Annotated in this window: 29 protein-coding genes and 1 pseudogene; 26 read left to right on the top strand and 4 right to left on the bottom strand. The window is 36.5% G+C overall.

Going from position 1 to position 19,839, the window contains the following annotated elements:
- The first annotated feature begins 68 nt into the window (after positions 1-68).
- From INT76_RS06865 to INT76_RS06840, 6 genes and pseudogenes are all read left to right on the top strand, one after another.
- Positions 69-1,367, top strand: coding sequence for a glycerophosphodiester phosphodiesterase (locus INT76_RS06865; RefSeq protein ID WP_212569752.1), 1,299 nt, complete (start codon positions 69-71; stop codon positions 1,365-1,367).
- A 40-nt stretch (positions 1,368-1,407) separates the two neighbouring features.
- Positions 1,408-1,815, top strand: a pseudogene (nrdG, locus tag INT76_RS06860) (anaerobic ribonucleoside-triphosphate reductase activating protein); the annotation flags it as partial.
- On the top strand, positions 1,812-2,366 hold the full coding sequence (locus tag INT76_RS06855) for a GNAT family N-acetyltransferase (RefSeq protein ID WP_212569751.1): 555 nt from the start codon (positions 1,812-1,814) through the stop codon (positions 2,364-2,366). The pseudogene nrdG and the gene INT76_RS06855, both read left to right, overlap by 4 nt.
- Before the next feature lie 660 nt (positions 2,367-3,026).
- On the top strand, positions 3,027-3,338 hold the full coding sequence (locus INT76_RS06850; RefSeq protein WP_212569750.1) for a type II toxin-antitoxin system RelB/DinJ family antitoxin: 312 nt from the start codon (positions 3,027-3,029) through the stop codon (positions 3,336-3,338).
- A 12-nt stretch (positions 3,339-3,350) separates the two neighbouring features.
- Positions 3,351-3,686: a hypothetical protein gene (locus tag INT76_RS06845; RefSeq protein ID WP_212569749.1), complete on the top strand. Its 336-nt coding sequence runs from the start codon at positions 3,351-3,353 to the stop codon at positions 3,684-3,686.
- Positions 3,687-3,688: 2 nt separating this feature from the next.
- Positions 3,689-4,042: a hypothetical protein gene (locus tag INT76_RS06840; protein WP_212569748.1), complete on the top strand. Its 354-nt coding sequence runs from the start codon at positions 3,689-3,691 to the stop codon at positions 4,040-4,042.
- Between the two features lie 8 nt (positions 4,043-4,050).
- On the opposite strand, the gene INT76_RS06835 is transcribed toward INT76_RS06840, so the two are convergent.
- Genes INT76_RS06835 through INT76_RS06825 form a run of 3 tightly spaced genes read right to left on the bottom strand, consistent with a single transcriptional unit; the run spans position 4,051 to position 5,529 of the window.
- The gene (locus tag INT76_RS06835) at positions 4,051-4,284 is read right to left on the bottom strand and encodes a competence regulator inhibitor paratox (protein WP_212569747.1); all 234 of its coding nucleotides are present in this window, start codon (positions 4,282-4,284) and stop codon (positions 4,051-4,053) included.
- A 38-nt stretch (positions 4,285-4,322) separates the two neighbouring features.
- Positions 4,323-5,168, bottom strand: coding sequence for an ImmA/IrrE family metallo-endopeptidase (locus INT76_RS06830; RefSeq protein ID WP_212569746.1), 846 nt, complete (start codon positions 5,166-5,168; stop codon positions 4,323-4,325).
- Positions 5,161-5,529: a helix-turn-helix domain-containing protein gene (locus INT76_RS06825; RefSeq protein ID WP_212569745.1), complete on the bottom strand. Its 369-nt coding sequence runs from the start codon at positions 5,527-5,529 to the stop codon at positions 5,161-5,163. The genes INT76_RS06830 and INT76_RS06825 overlap by 8 nt, the downstream gene beginning before the upstream one ends.
- A gap of 156 nt (positions 5,530-5,685) precedes the next feature.
- Between INT76_RS06825 and INT76_RS06820 the strand changes: the two genes are divergently transcribed.
- The gene (locus INT76_RS06820) at positions 5,686-5,961 is read left to right on the top strand and encodes a hypothetical protein (RefSeq protein WP_212569744.1); all 276 of its coding nucleotides are present in this window, start codon (positions 5,686-5,688) and stop codon (positions 5,959-5,961) included.
- Here the strand turns inward: INT76_RS06820 and INT76_RS06815 are convergent.
- Positions 5,948-6,247: a hypothetical protein gene (locus INT76_RS06815; protein ID WP_212569743.1), complete on the bottom strand. Its 300-nt coding sequence runs from the start codon at positions 6,245-6,247 to the stop codon at positions 5,948-5,950. The genes INT76_RS06820 and INT76_RS06815 overlap by 14 nt on opposite strands.
- 737 nt (positions 6,248-6,984) lie before the next feature.
- Here INT76_RS06815 and INT76_RS06810 point away from each other — a divergent pair.
- The 19 genes from INT76_RS06810 to INT76_RS06725 all read left to right on the top strand — a co-directional run bounded on the left by INT76_RS06810 (position 6,985) and on the right by INT76_RS06725 (position 19,838).
- Positions 6,985-7,380, top strand: coding sequence for a hypothetical protein (locus INT76_RS06810; protein ID WP_212569742.1), 396 nt, complete (start codon positions 6,985-6,987; stop codon positions 7,378-7,380).
- A gap of 46 nt (positions 7,381-7,426) precedes the next feature.
- A complete protein-coding gene (locus tag INT76_RS11250; protein WP_428843990.1) occupies positions 7,427-7,513 on the top strand; it encodes a DUF7204 family protein in 87 nt (28 codons plus the stop codon).
- The gene (locus tag INT76_RS06805) at positions 7,510-7,680 is read left to right on the top strand and encodes a hypothetical protein (RefSeq protein WP_212569741.1); all 171 of its coding nucleotides are present in this window, start codon (positions 7,510-7,512) and stop codon (positions 7,678-7,680) included. Before INT76_RS11250 ends, INT76_RS06805 begins: the two co-directional genes overlap by 4 nt.
- A gap of 50 nt (positions 7,681-7,730) precedes the next feature.
- Positions 7,731-7,904 carry a hypothetical protein gene (locus INT76_RS06800; protein ID WP_212569740.1) on the top strand — a complete coding sequence of 58 codons (174 nt, stop codon included), beginning with the start codon at positions 7,731-7,733 and terminating at the stop codon, positions 7,902-7,904.
- A gap of 13 nt (positions 7,905-7,917) precedes the next feature.
- The gene (locus INT76_RS06795; protein ID WP_212569739.1) at positions 7,918-8,343 is read left to right on the top strand and encodes a hypothetical protein; all 426 of its coding nucleotides are present in this window, start codon (positions 7,918-7,920) and stop codon (positions 8,341-8,343) included.
- Between the two features lie 26 nt (positions 8,344-8,369).
- Complete coding sequence (locus INT76_RS06790; RefSeq protein WP_212569738.1) at positions 8,370-8,918, top strand: hypothetical protein; 549 nt, start codon at positions 8,370-8,372, stop codon at positions 8,916-8,918.
- A 113-nt stretch (positions 8,919-9,031) separates the two neighbouring features.
- A complete protein-coding gene (locus tag INT76_RS06785; protein WP_212569737.1) occupies positions 9,032-9,439 on the top strand; it encodes a hypothetical protein in 408 nt (135 codons plus the stop codon).
- A gap of 59 nt (positions 9,440-9,498) precedes the next feature.
- Positions 9,499-11,163: a glycerophosphodiester phosphodiesterase family protein gene (locus tag INT76_RS06780; protein WP_212569736.1), complete on the top strand. Its 1,665-nt coding sequence runs from the start codon at positions 9,499-9,501 to the stop codon at positions 11,161-11,163.
- 62 nt (positions 11,164-11,225) lie between these two features.
- Positions 11,226-13,043 carry a MucBP domain-containing protein gene (locus INT76_RS06775; protein WP_212569735.1) on the top strand — a complete coding sequence of 606 codons (1,818 nt, stop codon included), beginning with the start codon at positions 11,226-11,228 and terminating at the stop codon, positions 13,041-13,043.
- 64 nt (positions 13,044-13,107) lie between these two features.
- Positions 13,108-13,413 (top strand): cytoplasmic protein, encoded by a 306-nt coding sequence (locus tag INT76_RS06770; protein WP_212569734.1) that lies wholly within the window; start codon positions 13,108-13,110, stop codon positions 13,411-13,413.
- Positions 13,413-13,868, top strand: a complete 456-nt coding sequence (locus INT76_RS06765) for a conjugal transfer protein (protein WP_212569733.1) — start codon at positions 13,413-13,415, stop codon at positions 13,866-13,868. The genes INT76_RS06770 and INT76_RS06765 overlap by 1 nt, the downstream gene beginning before the upstream one ends.
- 164 nt (positions 13,869-14,032) lie before the next feature.
- A complete protein-coding gene (locus INT76_RS06760; protein ID WP_346267589.1) occupies positions 14,033-15,556 on the top strand; it encodes an FtsK/SpoIIIE domain-containing protein in 1,524 nt (507 codons plus the stop codon).
- 243 nt (positions 15,557-15,799) lie between these two features.
- Positions 15,800-17,074, top strand: coding sequence for a replication initiation factor domain-containing protein (locus INT76_RS06755; RefSeq protein ID WP_212569732.1), 1,275 nt, complete (start codon positions 15,800-15,802; stop codon positions 17,072-17,074).
- Between the two features lie 26 nt (positions 17,075-17,100).
- Positions 17,101-17,478 carry a hypothetical protein gene (locus INT76_RS06750; protein ID WP_212569731.1) on the top strand — a complete coding sequence of 126 codons (378 nt, stop codon included), beginning with the start codon at positions 17,101-17,103 and terminating at the stop codon, positions 17,476-17,478.
- 116 nt (positions 17,479-17,594) lie between these two features.
- On the top strand, positions 17,595-17,867 hold the full coding sequence (locus INT76_RS06745; protein ID WP_212569730.1) for a hypothetical protein: 273 nt from the start codon (positions 17,595-17,597) through the stop codon (positions 17,865-17,867).
- Between the two features lie 51 nt (positions 17,868-17,918).
- Entirely contained in the window at positions 17,919-18,167 is a 249-nt protein-coding gene (locus INT76_RS06740; protein ID WP_212569729.1) for a hypothetical protein, read from the top strand.
- A 30-nt stretch (positions 18,168-18,197) separates the two neighbouring features.
- Positions 18,198-18,407: a hypothetical protein gene (locus INT76_RS06735; RefSeq protein ID WP_212569728.1), complete on the top strand. Its 210-nt coding sequence runs from the start codon at positions 18,198-18,200 to the stop codon at positions 18,405-18,407.
- Positions 18,408-18,409: 2 nt separating this feature from the next.
- Positions 18,410-18,889: a hypothetical protein gene (locus tag INT76_RS06730; RefSeq protein ID WP_212569727.1), complete on the top strand. Its 480-nt coding sequence runs from the start codon at positions 18,410-18,412 to the stop codon at positions 18,887-18,889.
- Positions 18,890-18,902: 13 nt separating this feature from the next.
- Positions 18,903-19,838, top strand: a complete 936-nt coding sequence (locus INT76_RS06725; RefSeq protein WP_212569726.1) for a conjugal transfer protein — start codon at positions 18,903-18,905, stop codon at positions 19,836-19,838.
- Position 19,839 lies beyond the last annotated feature (1 nt).

Raw genomic sequence — 19,839 nt, 5'->3', positions numbered from 1 at the left:
TAATAGTGGTAACTCATTTGCTCGGTGAAGCAAGAAACTGTTTTGAATGAAAGATGTGGGGATAGAAAATGGGAAAACGAATTATCGGTTGTTTGTTGTTGGTAGTTGCGATTGCGGGCTTGTTTATCCGCCATACGATGCTTTCCACCATGACCACTCTTAAAAAAGAACAGGAGAAGTTTCAGCAGCAGTTGACAACAACTCAAGACGATATTCAAGCTTTGGCTGGAGAAATTAGCAAGGAAAATCAGACGATAGCGGATTTAACCACTCAGGAATCACGCTTGATAGAGGAGAAAACCAGTTTGGAAGGAAAGATTCTCTATCCTGTTATGGTTTCTCACAGGGGTTACAACGATATTGCGCCTGAGGAAAGTGAGATTTCCTACAAAAAGGCGGTGGAAGATGGCTTTACCCATCTGGAAGGGGATATTCACCTGACCTTAGACGGAGTGGCGGTTCTGCACCACGACGAAACGATTAACCGTATCGCGCGGAATCCGGATGGTTCTCGTTTGGCCAGAACGCTGAAAATATCAGAGCATACTTACGAGGAGTTGCGGCAGTATGATTACGGTATTTACAAGGGAGCGGAGTATCGTGGAACAGAGCTATTGACCTTTGATCGTTTTATCGCCTTGGCTAAGGAGTTGGGTGTTGAAATGCTTCATGTTGAGTTGAAGCAGGATTTGAATGCAGACCAAAAAAAGGCTCTCTACGAGATTACACAGAAGTACGGTATGGCAGAGAAGACAGGTTGGGCTACCTTTTATTGGGAGGAGTTTGCAGATTTTGACTTATTTGCTCCTGAAGCACAGTTGGAGGTACTAGCGGGCACATTTAGGCCGAATTTGATAGAAACCCTTCAAGCCCTTTCCAATGGGAAGCGAAAAATCATTGCTTCAGTAGGGCCAGGTGTTTCTGCGGATAATATTGTGAGCATCACAGCCGCAGGTTTTGATGTCTATGTCTGGACTGTGGATAAGGCCAGTGATTTGGCTTACTATGGAAATTTGGCTATCAAGGCAGTCATCACTAACAAATCCAGCAGTTTGGAAGATTTATTAAAAGCGGAGCCTCGAGCGCGTATGCAGGTGGTGACATCAGAGTTGCAACAAGTAACCACTTCAAGGAGTACAGCGCAAGCCACGGTCTATACCCTTCAGGTCAAACAATTCAAACAAAACAAACGTGCCGATGACTTTAAGGATAAGATTGCCACCAGAAAGGCAGACATCAAACAGATGAAGCAGCACATCCAAGTCATCCTCTGGGCATCTGGAGCCGGCGCTGCACTAGGGCTTCTCTTATTTAGCCTATCCTTCCTCAAGAAAAAAGAGAAAGCGAACGAAGAAAGTGTGAGTTAAAGGCGTGTAAAAGTATTCAAGGGGCAGCCGCCCCTTTTGTAACGTTGCCACCTGGTCCTTCAAGGCCGGCATTCCCTACACCAGGGAGCTGGAAGACCGCATTTTAGCAGATCTGGCCCGGCCCTATGTGCAGGGTCTAACCCTCTTGGGCGGAGAGCCCTTTCTCAATACAGGGACCGTCCTCCCCCTCGTCAAGCGAGTTCGGACGGAATTGCCAGACAAGGATATTTGGTCCTGGACAGGCTATACATGGGAAGAATTGATGTTGGAAACGCCAGACAAGCTGGAGTTGCTCAGCCAGTTGGACATTCTCGTAGATGGTCGCTATGACAACAGCAAACGCAATCTTATGTTGCAGTTCCGAGGCTCTTCCAACCAACGCATTATTGATGTGCAACAGTCCCTCAAACAAGGACAGGTGGTTATTTGGGAAAGGTTAGAGAAATGACAAAACGGAATTTTCTATTTTCGTCAACAGAAGATTTGATTGCTAAGCAGGCTCAATCTATCAAAGAGTTGTTTGATAGAGAATATAGAGATGACTACGGAGAGTGGAATTTGAAGCAGCCCTATGGCTACGCGCCGCAAGACTATCATTTGTTAGCCTATCTAGGCGAGGACTTGGTGGGTCATATGGGCAGTCAGGTTCGTACTATTTCTGTAGGAGCTGAAGAGTGTCTTATTGCGGGAATCGGAGGAGTTTTAATAGCGCCAGAATTTCGTGGGAAAGGATTGGGGAGAGATATGATGTCCCGCTTGTTAGAGGAAAATACGCAAACTTTAGCAGTTGATTTTTCTTATTTGGGTTGCCGAGAAGAAGTGGTCCCTTACTATGAGGCTTGTGGATTTTATCGAATCAATCGTATGGAGACTCATGTTGACCGGCTGACAGGCAAGGAGCAACAGCAGATTTCGGCGACCATTATGATTACATCGGCTAAGAAAGACAAAAAAGATTTTCCAGAAGAAGATATTGACCTCAAGGGACGGGCTTGGTAAAGATGAGTGGGAACATCATTCCTTTTGGAGTGATGTTTTTTTGAACAAAAGTAGAGTAACTAGGCATTTTCAAACACAAAAAGCCTAGGATAAAACTAGGCTCGCTGATTACATTTTATAGTCATTTGAATTAACTTTGATACATCGTCACTTTCGGCTTGCCGTACTCTAGTACAGCCTGCACTTCAGTTCCTTGTCTGAAAGCTAATTCATTCGACTATATGTCAACATCTCAGCACAGTGGTTGATTGGCTTTAACAGTCACTACTCTGACTGTGGGAGCTATGTGCGGGCAGAAGTAAAAATGTCTGGATTTTGACCAAATTATCTTCTAAATACACAAAAAGCCTTGCAGGACAAGGCTTAAGGAGATATCGGATTATCCTCCCTGAAGTCTTTAAGGGATAATAGGAAATAGATATGCTGACAAGTAAAATCAATAAAATCAAGGGTTTATCATTTTTAGTTTTTTAAAAAGAGTATTAAAAGATATTATTTTTTGACCAAATTTTGACCAAATGTAGAACAAATTTGAGATATATATCAAAGAATGTTAGTGAAACTACTAATGTTTTTTGATATGTATTTTATAGTATTTTGTTTGCGTTTGATAAGTAAAAGTGATACAATTGATATACAATTAACAAGAGAGGTACAGAGATGGCTACTAAGATTTTTTCAAAAAGAGTTGATTCTGACTTATTAGATAATGTATCAAAGCTTTATGCTTCTCTAGGAACAAGTACACAAGAAGCGTTTGTTATGTTTCTTCATAAAAGTTTAGAGGTTCAGGGATTACCTTTTGATTTGCGTAAAAAAGAAGATGAAACAAATTTTGATGAAAACGGAACATATATAAGTGAGGAACGACTTTTAAAGGCAAAACAATTTATTGCTGAATATGACAAAGCTAGAGCTGTTGATTTTGATAGTGATAACCCAGAGCATCTATTGTGGCTTTTAGAGGAATGATAGGGGTCTGGTATGGAAGTACGGGAATTTGATGTTGTAATATCCTATGTGCGTTACGCAGATGGCACAGGTGGTAAAACTCGTCCAATGGTTGTTACTGCTGTTGATGGAGAAACAATTGTAGTAAGGCGGATAACTAGTAAGTTCTTTAATAAATCAGAATATATCCAACAAAAGTATTATGAAATAAAGGACTGGGAAAGAGCTGGTTTGAATATGTCTTCGTGGGTTGATATTAAACCACCTATGCGAGTCAATAGAAATAAGTTTGTTATTAGAATTGTAGGGCATTTAACAAAACGGGATATTGATGGTCTTAGCAGTTTTTTATCTAGTAGAGGAGAATAAATATGAAAAAGATTTTAGGTCTATTTGTTGTAATGATGTCACTGTTTGTTTTGGTTGCTTGTGGCAGCAAACAAAGTCTTGATGGTGAATATCATAGGTATGCTATATCTTCTAATACTAACGAAATGACGGTATCAGAAGTTGAAAAAATATCAATTGAAGGCGTTCAGGGAACTTTAGAGGGGGACACGTTTAGTATTGATGAAGACAAGAAGATTTTGATTTTTGAAGGCGTTAGTTATCCATATGTTTTTCAAGATGATGTTTTGAGTTTCAATGGAAATACATTTGTAAAGTTAGGTACGAAAAAGTACGAAGAAATTTATGCTGAATATGAAGCGACTTTAAAAGACTAGAATTTTATCTAGTCTTTTTCTGTTTGATATTGTTTTAGTTCTTCCAGTATTTTTTCTAATGGTTCTATTGAAATTAGTTCATCATTTGGACTTATGGTTTCGTTGTCTAATATATAATCAAAAATAGCTAGGTAGTTAGTTCCGGGGAATGTTTTTCTTACGATTTTAACATTGCCTGTTGTAAGTGTACCATTTTTAATTGCTTCTTCAAAGATTTGTAAGACATTATCATAGTTATACATAATTATCACCTCTTACTTTTTAATTCGTAAAAGAAGTATCAATAAGCAAGAGAAAACCAAATATTTTTAGCGTTCTTTTTTGCTTTTGCAGCAGTCAGTTTTTGATTGTTGTAACAATAATATATTTCAATGCCTTTTCCCCAATAATGTTGAAGGGAGAGGTGAGTTGGTAGCTTATTTTTAAAGGATGGTTTAGATAGTTCTGGCACTTGTAAGCTGGTTACTATGTCATTAAATTCTAGTAGGTATTCTAAATGCTCTAACGGGTCTATTTTGACGTTCTGATAGTCCAGAATAATCTTAGAGGATATTTCTTCCAGAAAGCCTTTAAGGTTATTATTTTTGAGTGTGAGATAGTCTTGGATGATTGTTTCGATTGTTTTTGGGGATATGGTACTGTTGTCACTTAAGAGCTGTGTTAGTCTAATTTTTAAGGTTTCTGATGAGATTTCAAGGTCTTTTAATATTTCTTGAAAAGTCTTGTTGTCTTTAACAATTTTTCCGTATAGGATGATGTCAGGAGCGAGGATTTGTCCAGCAAAAAGATTGGCTTCCGATTCTTGCGGAGATTGTTCATGTGAGAATGTAAAAACTGATCCTTCATGTTCTAGTAGAAAGTGTCCTAACTCGTGGCATTTTGTGAAATTTTGCCGGTGCGGGTGATGCGCTTTTTGATAAGAAATGGATGAGTGGCCGTGCTTGTCTATGATAGACAGACCGGCTATATCATTATGTAGGTTGTGTTCCATGACAAGAATATCAAGTTTGTTTGTCATATAATGAAAAAATGAATGATAAGAATATTGGTGTGTTTTAATATCATTCATTTTCATGTATTTATAGATATAATTTTGAGCAATGGATGTGATGCGTTGTTTAGTCACTGTTTCTTGCCTTCTCTCTTGCGTTGATTAAACGCTGTCGTTCAAGCAGAAACTTTTTTAAGTCAACTTCTAGCTGTGCTTTATCTTCATCAGATAATCCTTTGGAAGTGTTGCGGTAGAGAATTTCAAAATCGGATAAGTCGATGTCTTCTTCAGGATTGCGAATATCAGAGTTTCCTTTCAAGTATTCACTAGAAACATTAAAAAGCTCGGCTAATTTATCTATTGTTGGATTGAGAGGCGTTCTAATACCTTTTTCCCAGTTAGAGTAAGAGTTTTGAGCAACTTGTAAAGATTCAGCAACTTGTTTTTGGGTCAAACCTGATTCTTTGCGAAGTTGTTTAAGGCGTTCAGCAAACATAAATTGTGCCTTTCAAAATTTTTTTGAATTAAGTGAAAAAAAGTGTTGACAAAAATATCTCAATGAGATATACTATAAATATCCCAACGGGATAATAAAAACAATTATAACATATGAAAATATGTTGGAAAATAAAAAGTAAAGGAAAAAAAGAGAATGGAAAATAAAGTAGATATTTCAACTCACGCAGCTTTGAGTGAGTATGAAAAAGGGAAAATTTATCTAGCTATACAATTTCTACATGTAACAAATTTTGTTTCTCTAAAACAAGGAGAATTTGAACTTCCAAACAGTATTAAGGAAACGGTTAGAAACAACGCAGAGAATTACAACAAATACATTGAACGAGGTCAAAAAATTATTGATGAGTTTAAACGAGCAATGAGAGAGTTATCAGATGAAATGATTGCATCTGCAGTTAATCCTGAGTAAGTTCCTTGGAAAACTCATCACAGAACCATTCGTAATAACGGTTAAATTGAGGTTCATCTCTATCTTCAGTAAAAGCTCTTAATTTGGAACTGAAGTAGTTAATCAGTTCATGTAGAATTTCTTCATCCGGATTGATAGTAGAATCAGAATTTATATATTCTTTTAAATCGCTTTTAAGGGAATTCAAGGGTTCATCAAGAGCATCTGGATTCCCTACTTTATAAGCGTTTATGAAATCGATTTTATGATTTTTAAAGGTACTAATTATATTCTCAGTTACAGTCAAATCTTTAATCTCCCTTAATAGTTACAATCATACAATCAAAACCATTCTCTTGGTTGTATGATTCTAGCTATTAAAGCTAGAAGGATTTAATTTTTGTTTATTTTGTTCAAAAGCCAATCAAAATAATATCTGACAATATTAGAAATGATTGCAGAAATGAACATATGAAAAATATTCATTATTATCTCCTTACAATTTTGAATTGTACATTGAAAATAATAAATAAAAAGTGCGTCAGACAACCTGTACTAGACTGGCTGAACTAACACACGAATTGTACCAAATTCATTATACATTAGTTTTAAGTCACTGTCAATTATTACTTGGTTTTAGGACAATCTAAGGTTTATGCTAGTTAACCTGTGTAGAGCGAAAAACTAGAACTGCTACCGAAAGAAAGTAGGTGGAGGCAAAGCCTGTGTGACATTGGGAGATGGTAAAGCAGGAACTGCGGGCGGTATGTGAGTCTTTCAGGACTTGCTATGGGTAAGGTGAGAAGTAATTTCGTGACTTATCCGAAGTAGTAGCTTTTTTGTTATACACAAAAGGTGAAACTATGCGAAGATATGAGCGTAGTATTTGAACGTTTAGACGGTTTATTAAACATAAGCCGTCTTTTTTGTTTTTACGATATGTTTATTTTTACGATATGTGATTATTTATATTTAAAAGGGGTAACAGTTATGATTGTTACTCTTTTTAAGTATGAAACTAAAGAAAGGTAAAGGAGATTATATATGGCTACAATGAGAATGTTGTATTTAGGAGTGCTGGAACATGGTGTCTTGACAGGTGAATTTACATGGCATTATGGATCGGTAGAAGTTAAGGAAACAGCGAAACAATACCGTATGACTGAAGAAGCTGATAAGGCCACATGGTACAGTAGTTATGAAGGCCAGACCTTCTCAAAATCGGATCTATCTTTCATGGGAAATTCTATGGGGTATAGGGGTTTGTTTAGTTTAGAGGATAACGAGGAAGCCATCATGGATTCTATTAGGGCAGATTTGTTGGAAGAAAAAGAGTATTTAGAAGATTGTTATAGTCGTGCAGTTAAGAAGGGTAGATCAGGAAGTCGTTTGAAATTGCATATAGAAGAAATCAATCGGGCATTATCTGTATTAGGGTAGTGCCTGTTCAATTTTAGATAAGGTATTGAAGGAAGGTGTGGGAGATATGACTGATTTTAAGTGCAAAGCAGACCTTGAGCGGAAGTACAGAGGGCAGCGGTTGTATAGTGTGAAAATGGAGGAAATACGATGAAGAAAGATAATGATAATAGTACTATCTATGTTGGTAGATTATATTTGTTTGGATTTCTCCCACTATGGAGAGTAAAACATACTAAAAATATGTGGAAAAAATTAGCCATGTTAGAAAGCTCTAAAAATAAGGTTGTTGAGTATAGATTTGAGGAGAATGACAGATGAAATTTACTCTTTTTAAGTATAAAACTAAAGAAAGGTAAAGGAGATTATATATGACTGATTTTAAGGGGAATGAAGAATTTGATAGTGAAATGTGGTTTTTTTGTTATATTTTGTTCACTATTACAATGATTTTATTTGCTGTATTTATGATTCTTTATCCGGATGTAACGAATGAAATACTTAAACTTTTTATTGAAAAATTAGAATGGTTTTTTATGGAATAGGTTGGTTTGAGGAATGAAAATAAAAGATTTTCTAAAACAAGTGATGTCAGATGTTCGTTTAGAAGTTGCTGAGTATGATGATTTTTATAATGGTTATGTCACAACAGAGGTTTTCACTGGAAGACCTGAGGATATTCTTGAGAAGAAAACATTATCCGCTATGCAGGAGAATTTCTTGGGGTTGGATATTTCCCAAGTAGAATTTTATCAATTTAAAAACAATGGTTTTACATGTATTTGTATCACTCAAAGGATTGGAGAGAATGTTGTGGATGAAGATGAAGAATTAAGTAAGCAAAACAAAGAAGCGGTGTTAGCTTTTTTGACTACTGTTTGTATTATTATTTTAGTTGCAATTTTGGATAGTATCTTACATCCAGATCTTGTTTATGAGATTATTGATAAGTTTAAACAATGTCTATTGATATGGACAATTTGAAAAATGTCCATTAGGAAGGAAATTTTATGAAATTTTTTAAAGAAAAAAAGAAAGGTATGTTGTTAGGTGCAAAGGTAGATGTTTTTGATCAGATCAGCTTTAAGCAGGAAGATGTTAAATTTTTGGGAGAAACACTTGAAATGGCTCCTGCGAAAAAAATGTTGTTAAATATATTGGATGGACGTTTAAAAAAGTTATATAAAGATAGAGAGTCTTTTCCTGAACGATTTAAGGATGAGTTGGCAATACATATAGGTGTTGTAAAAGAAGAAAAAATGTTCGTTGAATCTCTACCTGATGTTCTTTATACAGTGGAAAGAGTTAATCTTAATTTATTAAAAATTAATGGTTTAGATGGAAGTTGTTATGAACTTTCTTTGTTGAAAGTGATTATCGGTGGTTGGGTTTATCAATTAAAAGATATTGGTTCTGATAGAGTTGAAGAAATTGTTACAACATCTAATAAAAATTATCTTTCAATTGTTGAAAAATGTTGTGTTGGAGATTATCTTTTCCCAGATAGTCTTTTATCTGTTGCTTTAAAAAGAATGAGAGAAAATAGAAATGAGAGTTAAGGAAGGTTTATAGTGTTATTGATATTAGTTTTTATTTTTATTTTATTATTGGTTGGAGCTTGGGCTTTAGTTCGAGGTGGAACTATGGATTAAGGGCTAAGTTGTATGTTTATATGGTTATCTTCTCAAAGGAGCGGTTGTTTTCCCCCCTACATTCCTCCGGCCGTTCCTTTGAGAAGATAACTTCGATAATATTTAAGGGAGAGGTGAGTTCGATTTGTGAAATTAGAATTGTAAAGAAAGCAATCTTTGATTGTAATATGCAAACGGATAGGTATATTTGGGGTGTTGTTGTAATCAACAATTCTGAAGAAGAATACAGTCCGGTATATCCTTATATCAGAAGTGAACGTGATATGGGGGCGTTAAAAGAGTTTTTGGAAACATTTAAAGATGATTTGTTGGCGTTTTATTTGAAAGGTGATGGCTTATATTTTAGCCGTCATCTTTTTTATTTTGACACGGAGTTAAAAGATCGCTTTAAAAATCGTTGGTTTGAAAGAGGGGTATTGATTGATTAAAAATTAAAGGAAATTAAATAAATTAACAAAATAATAGTAAGTGAGAAAGTGAGAAAGAAATGCAGAAATTTGGTTTTAGGAAAGTTGGGAAAGTTCTTGTAGCTTGTGTGTTGGCAATGTTTGTGACTGTATCAAATACAGTTAATGCTGAAGAAGTATCTTTGGTTAGTCAAAGTACGGATTCTGCTCTTAAGCAGGAAGCTGAGCTGACAGAAGAAGGAACTGAAGAAGGAATCTTGTTGGATAATGTTCAGAAAACTGTACCTGCTACAATTCAGGAAGAAGCTTTTAAAGAAAGCTCTGATTTGGAAAGTGAGATTGTGGTTCAGGAAGAAACTCTTCTTGATTTAAAAGTAGAGGAAGAAGGCCTTTTAAAAGAAATTGCTGCTAAAGAAACGGCAATTGGGGAACTTGAAAAAGAAATAGTTGCTACTGAGGATGAATTAAATATCTTGCAATCAGAGGCTGAAAAGTTAAGTGAGGAAATTACTGAGCTGGAAAATACTGTACCGGATATGGTAAGTCACCGAGGCAATTCTGGAGATAATGTGGTTCCTGAAGCTAGTTTACTTGCTTATCAGAAAGCAGTAGAAGATGGTTTTACCCATTTGGAAGGTGATATTCAGATGACTGCAGATGGGGTGGCTGTTATGCACCATGATGAAACAATTAACCGTATTGCACGTAATGTGGATGGTACTGTTATTGCTGAAGTGGTAAAAATTTCAGAGAATACCTTTGATTATCTTTCTAAGTTTGATTACGGTCTGTACTTGGGTGAGGAGTTCCGAGGTACGAAGCTTTTGACTTTTGATGAGTTTGTTTCTTTTTCTAAAGAATCAGGTGTTGATATTCATGTTGAATTGAAACAAGACTTTGATCTTGAGCATAAAAAAGCATTGTATGAAATAACTCAGAAACATGGTATGGAAGATAAAACAGGCTGGGCAACATTTTATTGGGAAGAATTTGAGGACTTTAATAGTTTCGCTCCTGAAGCTCAATTGGAAGTGTTAGCGGGAACTTTCAGACCTAATTTGATGGAAACCTTACAATCTCTTAACAATGGGCAGCGAAAGGTGATTGCTTCTGTTGGGCATGGTGTACATCCTTTGAATGTTCAAAAAATTATTGATGCAGGGTTTGATGTGTATGTTTGGACTGTTAATTCTTCTGATGCTTTGAGTCGGTATGAAGGGATGGATGTTAAAGCTTTCATAACGGATAGCTCATTTAAATTGGTTGATAGTCTTAAAGTAAAAGGAGAGTTGGAATTAAAACGGCAGGGGTATCAAACTTTGTTACTTAAGAAACAAAGCTTAGAAACTCTTTTGAAAGATTTAGAAGTATCTAAGTTGTTTGGTTTAGCTGAGTTGGATCAATTTAAGCTTTGTTTGAATCAACTTCAGAAAGATATTTTAGGTCAGGAGGTTTTGATTTCTGATTTGAAAGGTGTTGGGAACGGATTTTATGCTAAAAATTCTGTTTTTTCTGTTTTAACGGCAGAAGATGAATTAAAGCAGGAAAAAGGTATTGAATCTTTTGATACAAAATCTGAAACACTGAAAATTGAATCTGAAGCACATAAAGTAGTTAATCAAGCTACTGTTGCTACTCTTCCTAATACCGGTGATACTGCTACATTAGGCTTGTCTTTTGTTGGTATTGGTTTGCTGTTGTTATCTGTGCTTGCACAATTTGGATTTGTTAAAAAAGGTAATTAAAAAATTGACCTTGTTATGTCATTAAACTGGCTAATTAAAAAAAGAAAGTGAGTTTTATTTTTATGCTTAAAAATATGGTTAAAAAACCTAATCATTTTAAAGCGCATCAACATAGTCGGTTTTTGAAAGGATTTGGTTTGGTTTGTGGCGTTGTTTTGGCGGGAGTTGTTTTGCTTAGTCCGGTAGTTTCTGCTGAAGAAATTACAACTACTTCGGTAGAAGTTGAAGTTGTTGAAGTCATTGAAACTGTTCCTGTTAGTGTAGAGGCCACGGATGATTTGAATGCTGCCGTTGAACTTGCAAAAGGAACTGAGGGCGTGCAGGTGAATGAATTGCCTGTAAATGACCTTGGTTTAGTTGATAAAAACAAGGTGACTGATGTTGTTGACGCAGTGAAAGAAGATTATGCTCAACAGGCAGAGTCTATTGTTGCTACGGTTGAAGCTCATCAGGCTGAGATTGTTGCTGTTGAAGTGCATAATGCAAGTGAAGATAAGCGATATGCAGAAGAAGTAGCAGCTTACAATGAAGCGTTGAAAGAAGCTAAATCTCAAGAGATTGTATCTAGTGATGGAATCACTGTATACGGTCAATTTGATGACACTAAAAAGGAATCTGTGCAGTATTATGGTGGCATTAAGGTGTTAGTTGATAATGCTTCTTATACCTCCGAAAACTTTCTCAATGGTGCTATCCGTTGGAATGATGACACTCAGGTAGTAGAGGTGAAAAATGCTACTGTCCGAGAAGATTCCAAAGTAGCTGAAGATTATTATGCTGCTGGTGGTTATATCTATATGGTTGAAGGGTTGAAGAAAGGAGCTAGTTTTAAAATCACGAACCTTGGGAAGACTCAATCAGGTGGTAATATCAACGCTGTCTTTACCGTTTCTGAAGACCTGTCAACAACTGGTACAGAACGCCTTCGTATTTTTAAATCTCAAACTGGTGATGGTGCAATTACTTTTGGTTATTTGGACAGTCAGTATTTGCCGTTAGACATTGATTTTGTGGATGATAAAGGTAATGTTTTGAATCTGGTAGTGTCTGTTATTTCTGGTGATTTGGATGCATGGCAAGCTCAAAGTTTGCGATTTGATGGTAAACATTTGACTACTCTTATTCCATCAGAGTCTGGTTTGTCAGAAAAAGATGGTTATCAGTATGATGGAACGAAAGCGGGTATTTTTGTAAATGATTTTGATAAAGCACCGCTTGGCACATTGATGTATGTTGGTAGTGGAAGCATTAACTATACTCACTACGCATCTTATTTGGTAGCAGATGGTACTCGTGGGAAAACTTCTCCTTTGAAGTCTGGAACGTATAAAACAGCTAGTGGGGAGTTGGTGGATGCAGGTATTCAGTTTTCCCTTTTTGGTGATAGCATGATGGTATCAAAAGTTATTAAGGTGCCTGAAGTGCCGGTCTATAAAGACCGTCCGGAAACTAAAGTTGTTACTTTCCAATTGTCAAAATTTGATGTTGAAAAGGATAAAGGTTTGATCCGTGTTCGTTATGTGGATGACAATGGTAATATTCTTGAAGACTGGAAAGAATCTAGCAACTATTTGGATAAGCCTTATGAAACAACTGAAAAAGTTTTTGATGGCTATGAATTTAAGTTGGTTGAAGGAAATCCAGTGGGTTATTTTGTGGCTGAAACACAGGAAATTGTGTATGTCTATAAAAAGAAGCCTGTTGTGACTCCAGAAACACCTAAAATTGAACCTGAAGCACCTAAAGTAGTTAATCAAGCTACTGTTGCTACTCTTCCCAATACAGGCGATACTGCTACACTAGGCTTGTCTTTTGTTGGTGTTGGTTTGCTGCTGTTATCTGTGCTTGGACAACTTGGATTTGTTAAAAAACGTAATTAAAAAAATTGACCTAGTTATGTCATGAAACTGGCTAATTTTTAAAAAAAAGAAAGTAGGAAAAAATATGTTAAGAGAATCTCTTAAATTGAAACCGGAATTTGTTGGTACAGCCTTTTATGAAGGGCTTGGGAATGCACCTCGAAGTGTTGACGGAAAAGCTGGGAAATATCAGCGACATATCTTGAACTCGCCTGTTCACGGGATTTTTCACGTTATCACAGAAGCTACCGCAGAGGTCTTTCCGTTTGATTGTCAGGTGAAGGTTATTGAACCGCTTTTCTATCCTGACCGTGCTGTAAATGGAACTTCTGTTGCGCCTGCATTAAATGTTTTGGCCAAAGGTTTGGAAATCGTGAAAGGTGGTAAATAATGGCTAAAGTTGGATTGAATTTTGGAGAAAAGATGCAAATTGTTGACAAGAGTTATCGAGTTCTAAATGACGGGCTTGATATTCAGGCTCTTTTGGGTGAAACGACGTTTGGACGTGTTGAAGGGGCGGATATTATCTATGATGAAGTTCGCGAACAAGGTACAGTATCCAATGTCAATACTGGTGAAATTCGTGGTGTTGTTGTTGGTGTGCGTTTGAGCGCTCAAAAAGGCACTCATTTTGTGACAATTACAGATATGTTGCCGACTGAAATTGAAGATTTGGGCTTGCAGTTCCGTGATCCTGTTGAATTGGAAGATGTTGTTGTTACTTATTCAGGTTTCAATTATGAGGACAATTTCAAGCTATTTGCATCTCGCATCAAAAAGGCTGGTGGGCAGAAGTTGCAACATCAACCAAAGCCTGAGCAGCAACAACAAAAAGACCACAACTAATTTAACAGAATTGGGTGGTTAGTATGTTGAGGTCGCTGTTTGTATACAAAGGATGGCGAGTCCGTCCTTTTCATCAACATATTAAGGCAGTAACATTTTTTGTAATGTTGCTGCCTTTTTTGTTTATGTTAGGTCTATATGGTTATTGGCATTATCAGGATATAATGGTAGAGCCTATTTTATATAGCGGTATTTTTATTGCTATTTTGCTATTTTTTATTATTATGGTTGAGATTTTCAATCGCTATTTATATCTTAAAACAACTTTTTTTGGTAGGTTGGATAATCTACGGGTTTTGTCAAATTATCTTTATCAGCATAATTACTTTTTTATGAAAAAGACTGGTGACAAGAAATCTGTGAAATTCCCTAAGGTGTATGTAAAGCGTGATAAATATGGCTTGGATGCTACTTTTATTTTGCAGGGAAATAAATTTCAGGATAAGTTTTTAAACATAGCTAAAGATTTGGAAATTATGTTTGACGGTGACTTTATTGATAAGGTCTTTATTAAAGGATTTGTATCTTATACGATTGCTTTTGGCCGGATAGAAGGTAGGGTAAATGTTAGAGATGTTGTCTTAACAGATAAAGGTATACGTCTGATGGACAATATTTATTGGGATTTTAATGAGCATCCACATTTGTTGCTTGCTGGTGGTACAGGTGGTGGAAAGACTGTATTACTTTTCTCTTTGATAAAAGCGTTGGCTGAATTTGCTTATGTAGATATTTGTGATCCTAAGAAATCTGACTTTACTGGTTTAAAGGATATTCCAGTTTTTCAATCCCGTGTTTTTTTTGAAAAAGAAGACATGATCCAATGTTTGAAAGATAATGTTGAGTTTATGGATAAGCGTTATGAGGCTATGGCTAATCATCCTGATTTTAGTCCTGGTAAGCGATATTCCGCTTATGGTATGAAACCTAAGTTTATTGTTTTTGATGAATGGGCCGCTTTTATGGCTACTTTAGATAATGATTATAAGTCATATGCTTTGGTTCAGGAATATTTGACGCAGATAATTTTAAAGGGGCGTCAAGCTGGTTTGATTGTTGTTTTGGGTATGCAGCGTCCTGATGGCGAATACGTGAAAACAGCATTGCGTGATAATTTTATGAAACGTGTTAGCGTGGGTCATTTGGAAGATACCGGCTATAACATGATGTATGGGGAGGCTAATAGGAATAAAGAATTTAAGAAGATTGATAAAATCAATGGAAAAAAAGTTCGTGGTCGTGGCTATATTGCCAATGGTGGCGAGATTGCCCAAGAGTTTTTCTCACCGTTTGTTCCATTTGATGAAGGTTTTTCTTTTATTGAGTTGTTTCAGTCTATGTCAGTAATTCCATTTGAAGGTGAGGAGTTTTCGGTTTTTGGTATGTCTGAAGTGGGAGTGTTAAAAACTGATGAAGCTGATGTTTTTGATGAAGGACAGGATGATGTGTCTAGTGAGTTGAAATTGCTTAAAGATTATGCGGTTGAAACAGGTCTTGATATAAAAGTTCTGCGAAAAATTATTGATATTCTACGCGGCCTAGGTCATGAATTTGAAAAGATGGATAATAGTTTGTGTTTGACACCGGAGCAGGAAATTATCCTGAAGGGGGTAGTGTCTGAATTTGAAAAGGGTCAACCAAGCTATGCTAAGGCTGTTGAGGTCTATTTTGAAGGAGAAAATCCGTAGTTCTGAGAGCCAAGGGCAAGGGCAAGGGCAAGGGTGAGCGGAGCGAACCCGAAGCCCGAAGCCTGAAGCCTGAAGGCGGAAAGGGCTACGGATTTTTGAATTTGACCCCCAAATTTCTAATAGGGGGGTAGAAAATGAAAAAATGCAGTTTCCAACCAGTCCTAATCGTAGGTGGCTCAACGGATTCCGCGATTTTTAAAGTGTACTAATTTTGCGAAAAAAAACGTACTAGGGGGTTAAGGTTTGTCTATAGGAAAATTTATCGGTGGGAAGCACTTAATAGCGTTGAGAAAATCAACAAAAACTAGCCAGAAGCAGTTTTCAGAACTGACAGGGATAGCTGTTGATTCTATCCGGTCGTGGGAACAAGGCAGACGGATGTTAACGGTTGAAAAGTATAGAGAGATTAAGTCGCTTTTGGGGTATGTTTCTAATAGTCAAGGAAATTTACGAGTGATGATTGACTATTTACGTATTACATTTAAACATGTAAGGGATTTGGATTTCTTTTGTCGTAAATTTCTTTGTTGTAGACTAGATGAGTTTGTGTCTGAGGAAACAAAGATGATGATGTATACGCACTTATGGCGCAGAGGTGACATTTGGATTTTTGATTTTGGTGATAAGTCAAAAACAGAAAACTATCAAATTACCTTGCAGCTCTCAGGAGCTGGCTGCCGTCAAATGGAATTGATATTTGAAAGAGAGGGTCTTACTTGGTCTGATTTTTTACAAAAGCTTTATTTCGAACGTGATGATATGAAAGTGACTCGATTAGATGTGGCTATGGATGAAATGTATAGAGGATTTGAAAATGAATCTGAGCATTTCCTGTTGTCGGACATGATAGCAAGGGTCTATCAAGGGCAGGTCGTGTTTGATAAATTGAAAACTTGGAATCACATTGGCGGTGGACAGTTATTATTTCATAAAGTCAATGAAATGGATTTGACAGATGATGGCGGCCAAGGTATTTCGCTTTATTTTGGTTCTCGTCAATCAAATTTGTATTTCAACTTTTATGAGAAACGCTATGAGATTGCTAGAAAGGAGAAAATGACTCTTAGTGAGTCTTTGGAAGTTTTCGGGATTTGGAACAGGTATGAGTTGAGATTTTCTCAGGAGAAGGCGCATAAGGCTGTTGAGGAGTATGTCTGTGGTATTGACCTTGCAGAAATTGCTAAGGGAATTATTAACAAGGAAATACAAGTTTATGACGGTACGAATCCTTATGGCGCATTTCTTCCGGATAAGAAATGGCAAAGCCTTTTTGGTGGCGTTGAGCCTTTGAAATTATCTGTTAGTCCTGAAGCTTATTCGATTGAGCGCACGGTCAAGTGGCTGATGTTTCAAGTTGCGGATTCTTTGGCCTTGATTGATGAGGCGGATAAGATAATGAATACTCAATATCTTGAAATGATATTAGAGTCCGGGGAAATCAGTGAACGAGGTCAAAAAATTCTGGATTTATTGGGTTCAGGCACTAGGAAAGATATTGAGGAATACCTGAGGGAATGATTAAAGAAAGGGTGGTTGTGGATTGATTGAATGAAATTGAGGATTATTTAGCTAGAAATATAGAAAATATTGACCTAATCATTGAGCAGGTCGTTTTTTATTTGCCTGAAAGTTATTTTTACAAACCAGAAATACAATCCGGACGTTTTTTAGAATTAAGACAAGGGATGGATGAAGTTACTAAAAAGATGAAATTTTGGGCTTATCGTGGGGATAGAGGCTTGACTCAAACTTTGAAGAAATTACAACGTGAATATGCAGTAGAACTAAAAAACTTAGCAATCAGGAAACGTAGAGAATTACAAGATGAGTTGTTGTTAGAATCGCTTGAGATGCAATGTGCTTGTATGATAAGCCTGATTAGTACTTTTAAGCTACTGAAGCATTTAAGAACGTTTGATTAAGATTGAAAGGAAAAGAACAATGATTTTTGAATATCGGGTGAGAAGTCCAACTGTTAAAACTTATATACGGATATAGGATAAAAAATAAAAATGAGAAAGAAAAAAGGTAAAATAAAATGGCAAATAATCGTACAGATGCGGATAAGAAGTTGTTGGCAGTATCTCAGGAATTGTCACAAGCGCTTGTGACCTATAATTGGGAAGAAGCGTGGACAAAAGCTGGGGAGTTGAATGGACTCTTGAAAAATCGTGAGGGATTGACTTTGCCGCCGTACATGCTTGATATGTTGGCTCAACATTTGAAAAGCTTCTACTATCAGAATAATCAGGTACAGAAAGCTCACAAGGCTATGTCGGCTATTGGACACAAACTAGAAGAGTTCAAGTAGTTCAAGAGATAGGTTTTTCCTATCTCTTTTTATTTTGGTAAGGAGAAAATTATGTCAGTAAAAATGTATCAAATTGATTATTCACGTTCTGATGAGAAGAAATTCTACTCTATGAACCGTTCATATGAAAAGTTGAAAGAATTGACCTATGGTGAAATGTGTTGTGAAATGCATAAAGACCTTGAAGAAATGGTTGACTCAGGTTTTTTGGAAGCAAGTGATGCTTTTAAGATTGAAGGTGACATAGCGGCCTATAATGAACTTGCGGAAGAATTTTATCATTTTGTGTCGGAGGACTAGTCATGGAAGAAGTATTAAGGACAATAAAATATGAAAGCATTGATTAGAAATCCTAAAAATGGTCGGAAAGCTTGGTTTAGCTTTCCGTTTTATTTTGGTAAGTTGTCTGCCATTGGACATTCTTGTTCTTATGATGACGAGGTGGAAATTGTGGCTTTTGAAGGGGTTGAGGTACTTCCTCTTGGACAGGCTACACTTTATGATTTAGAGATGGTCAATAGAATAGCGGAAGGGATTTAGTCATGTTAGCAAAAATTAGATTGTATAAGGATGGTTCAGGTCAATTCCTGCCTAGACCAGTTGACCTGATGCGATTTAACGAAGAAGATATTCGGCAGCGTTTAGTTGATTTAGGCTATGACTACAACTCTGATTTAATGATTGTTGGTTTTGAAGACTGGCAAATTGAAAGAATCCTGACTTTGGAAGAAGCTTACCGGATTAGGGATTTAATCAAATCAGCTTATTCTGGAAATGATTTCTTAGTATGTCATATGCTAGGTAACCATTCGTTTTCGATTGAATCTATTTTGACAAATCGTTATGCTTTCTTGTCCAAGGATGAAGAAGAAGCAATGATAGAAGTATCTAAGTATTATGATGCGGATACTTTGATTAGAATTTTTCGCAAAACAAATACTTGGGTTAATTTCATTGTTGCCTTTGTTTCATCTGGGGAGCTGTTAAATACATCTCAAGGTTTTTATTTCAAAGTAAATTGAAAGGAGAAGATAGTTGATTAAAAAGATTAAAAGCAAGGAAAAGAAAGAAATTCTACCGAAGCGTTTTAACCAGAAGAATTACAACAGGATTTTTCTGGCTGGTTTGGTAGTGTTTGTGCTTCTTTCTTTCTTGGTTATTGTTTCAAATTTGATTAGAAACACGAGGCCGACAGAACCTGTTCGACAGGTATTGTCTGAGAAGACAGCAGAAAATCGTCGTCTGGAAAATTACCTAAATAATTTCGTTTATTATTATTTCAATTTTTCGGAAGATACAGCTATACAGACCACTCAGATTGAAAAGCTGGATAGCTTTTATGCGGACAGTGTGGTTTCAAAAAATCAAGGTTATACAAGGCAGCCAAGTGTTTTGAATACTTACAGGCTACTAGAATTAACTGACACTCATGCGACCTATTTGGTTTCGTACACTGTCACCTCAACGACTCGTGAAGGTACAGAAGATGTTGTGCGCAGGCTAGATAATGCGGTGGAATTTAATGTGCCTTATATTGTTGTTGGGGATAAGTATTATATCTCTGATTTGCCTTATTTTCAGTCTGTTAGGTCTAATCAGTTAGAAGAACTAGCAGATGATAAAAAAATGGTGTTAGAGGCTGACAATGTGCTGAATTCGGACAAGTATTCGGACTTGAAAGACTTCTTGAACTTATTTTTTGTGAACTATGTATCTAGTCAGGATAACTTAAATTTGATTGCTAAGGACGTAACGGTTCTAACTGCTACGAAATTTAAGACTCTTGATTGGGCATATGTAGATGAAAGCTCAGACACTATGCGGGTGTATGCACAGGCCACTTTTGAAACGGTCGGCAATACTCGTAGTGAAAACTTTAGCTTTGAAATTGTCCAGAAGGATGATGGATATTTCATTGAAAAATTAAGCCATGGTATTCCGTTTGGCTATAACGAAAAAGAGGAGAAATAGA

Origin of the sequence: Streptococcus oriscaviae (assembly GCF_018137985.1) — a bacterium.
GTDB classification, from domain to species: Bacteria; Bacillota; Bacilli; order Lactobacillales; family Streptococcaceae; genus Streptococcus; species Streptococcus oriscaviae.
This window is presented reverse-complemented; position numbering and strand designations above follow the sequence as displayed.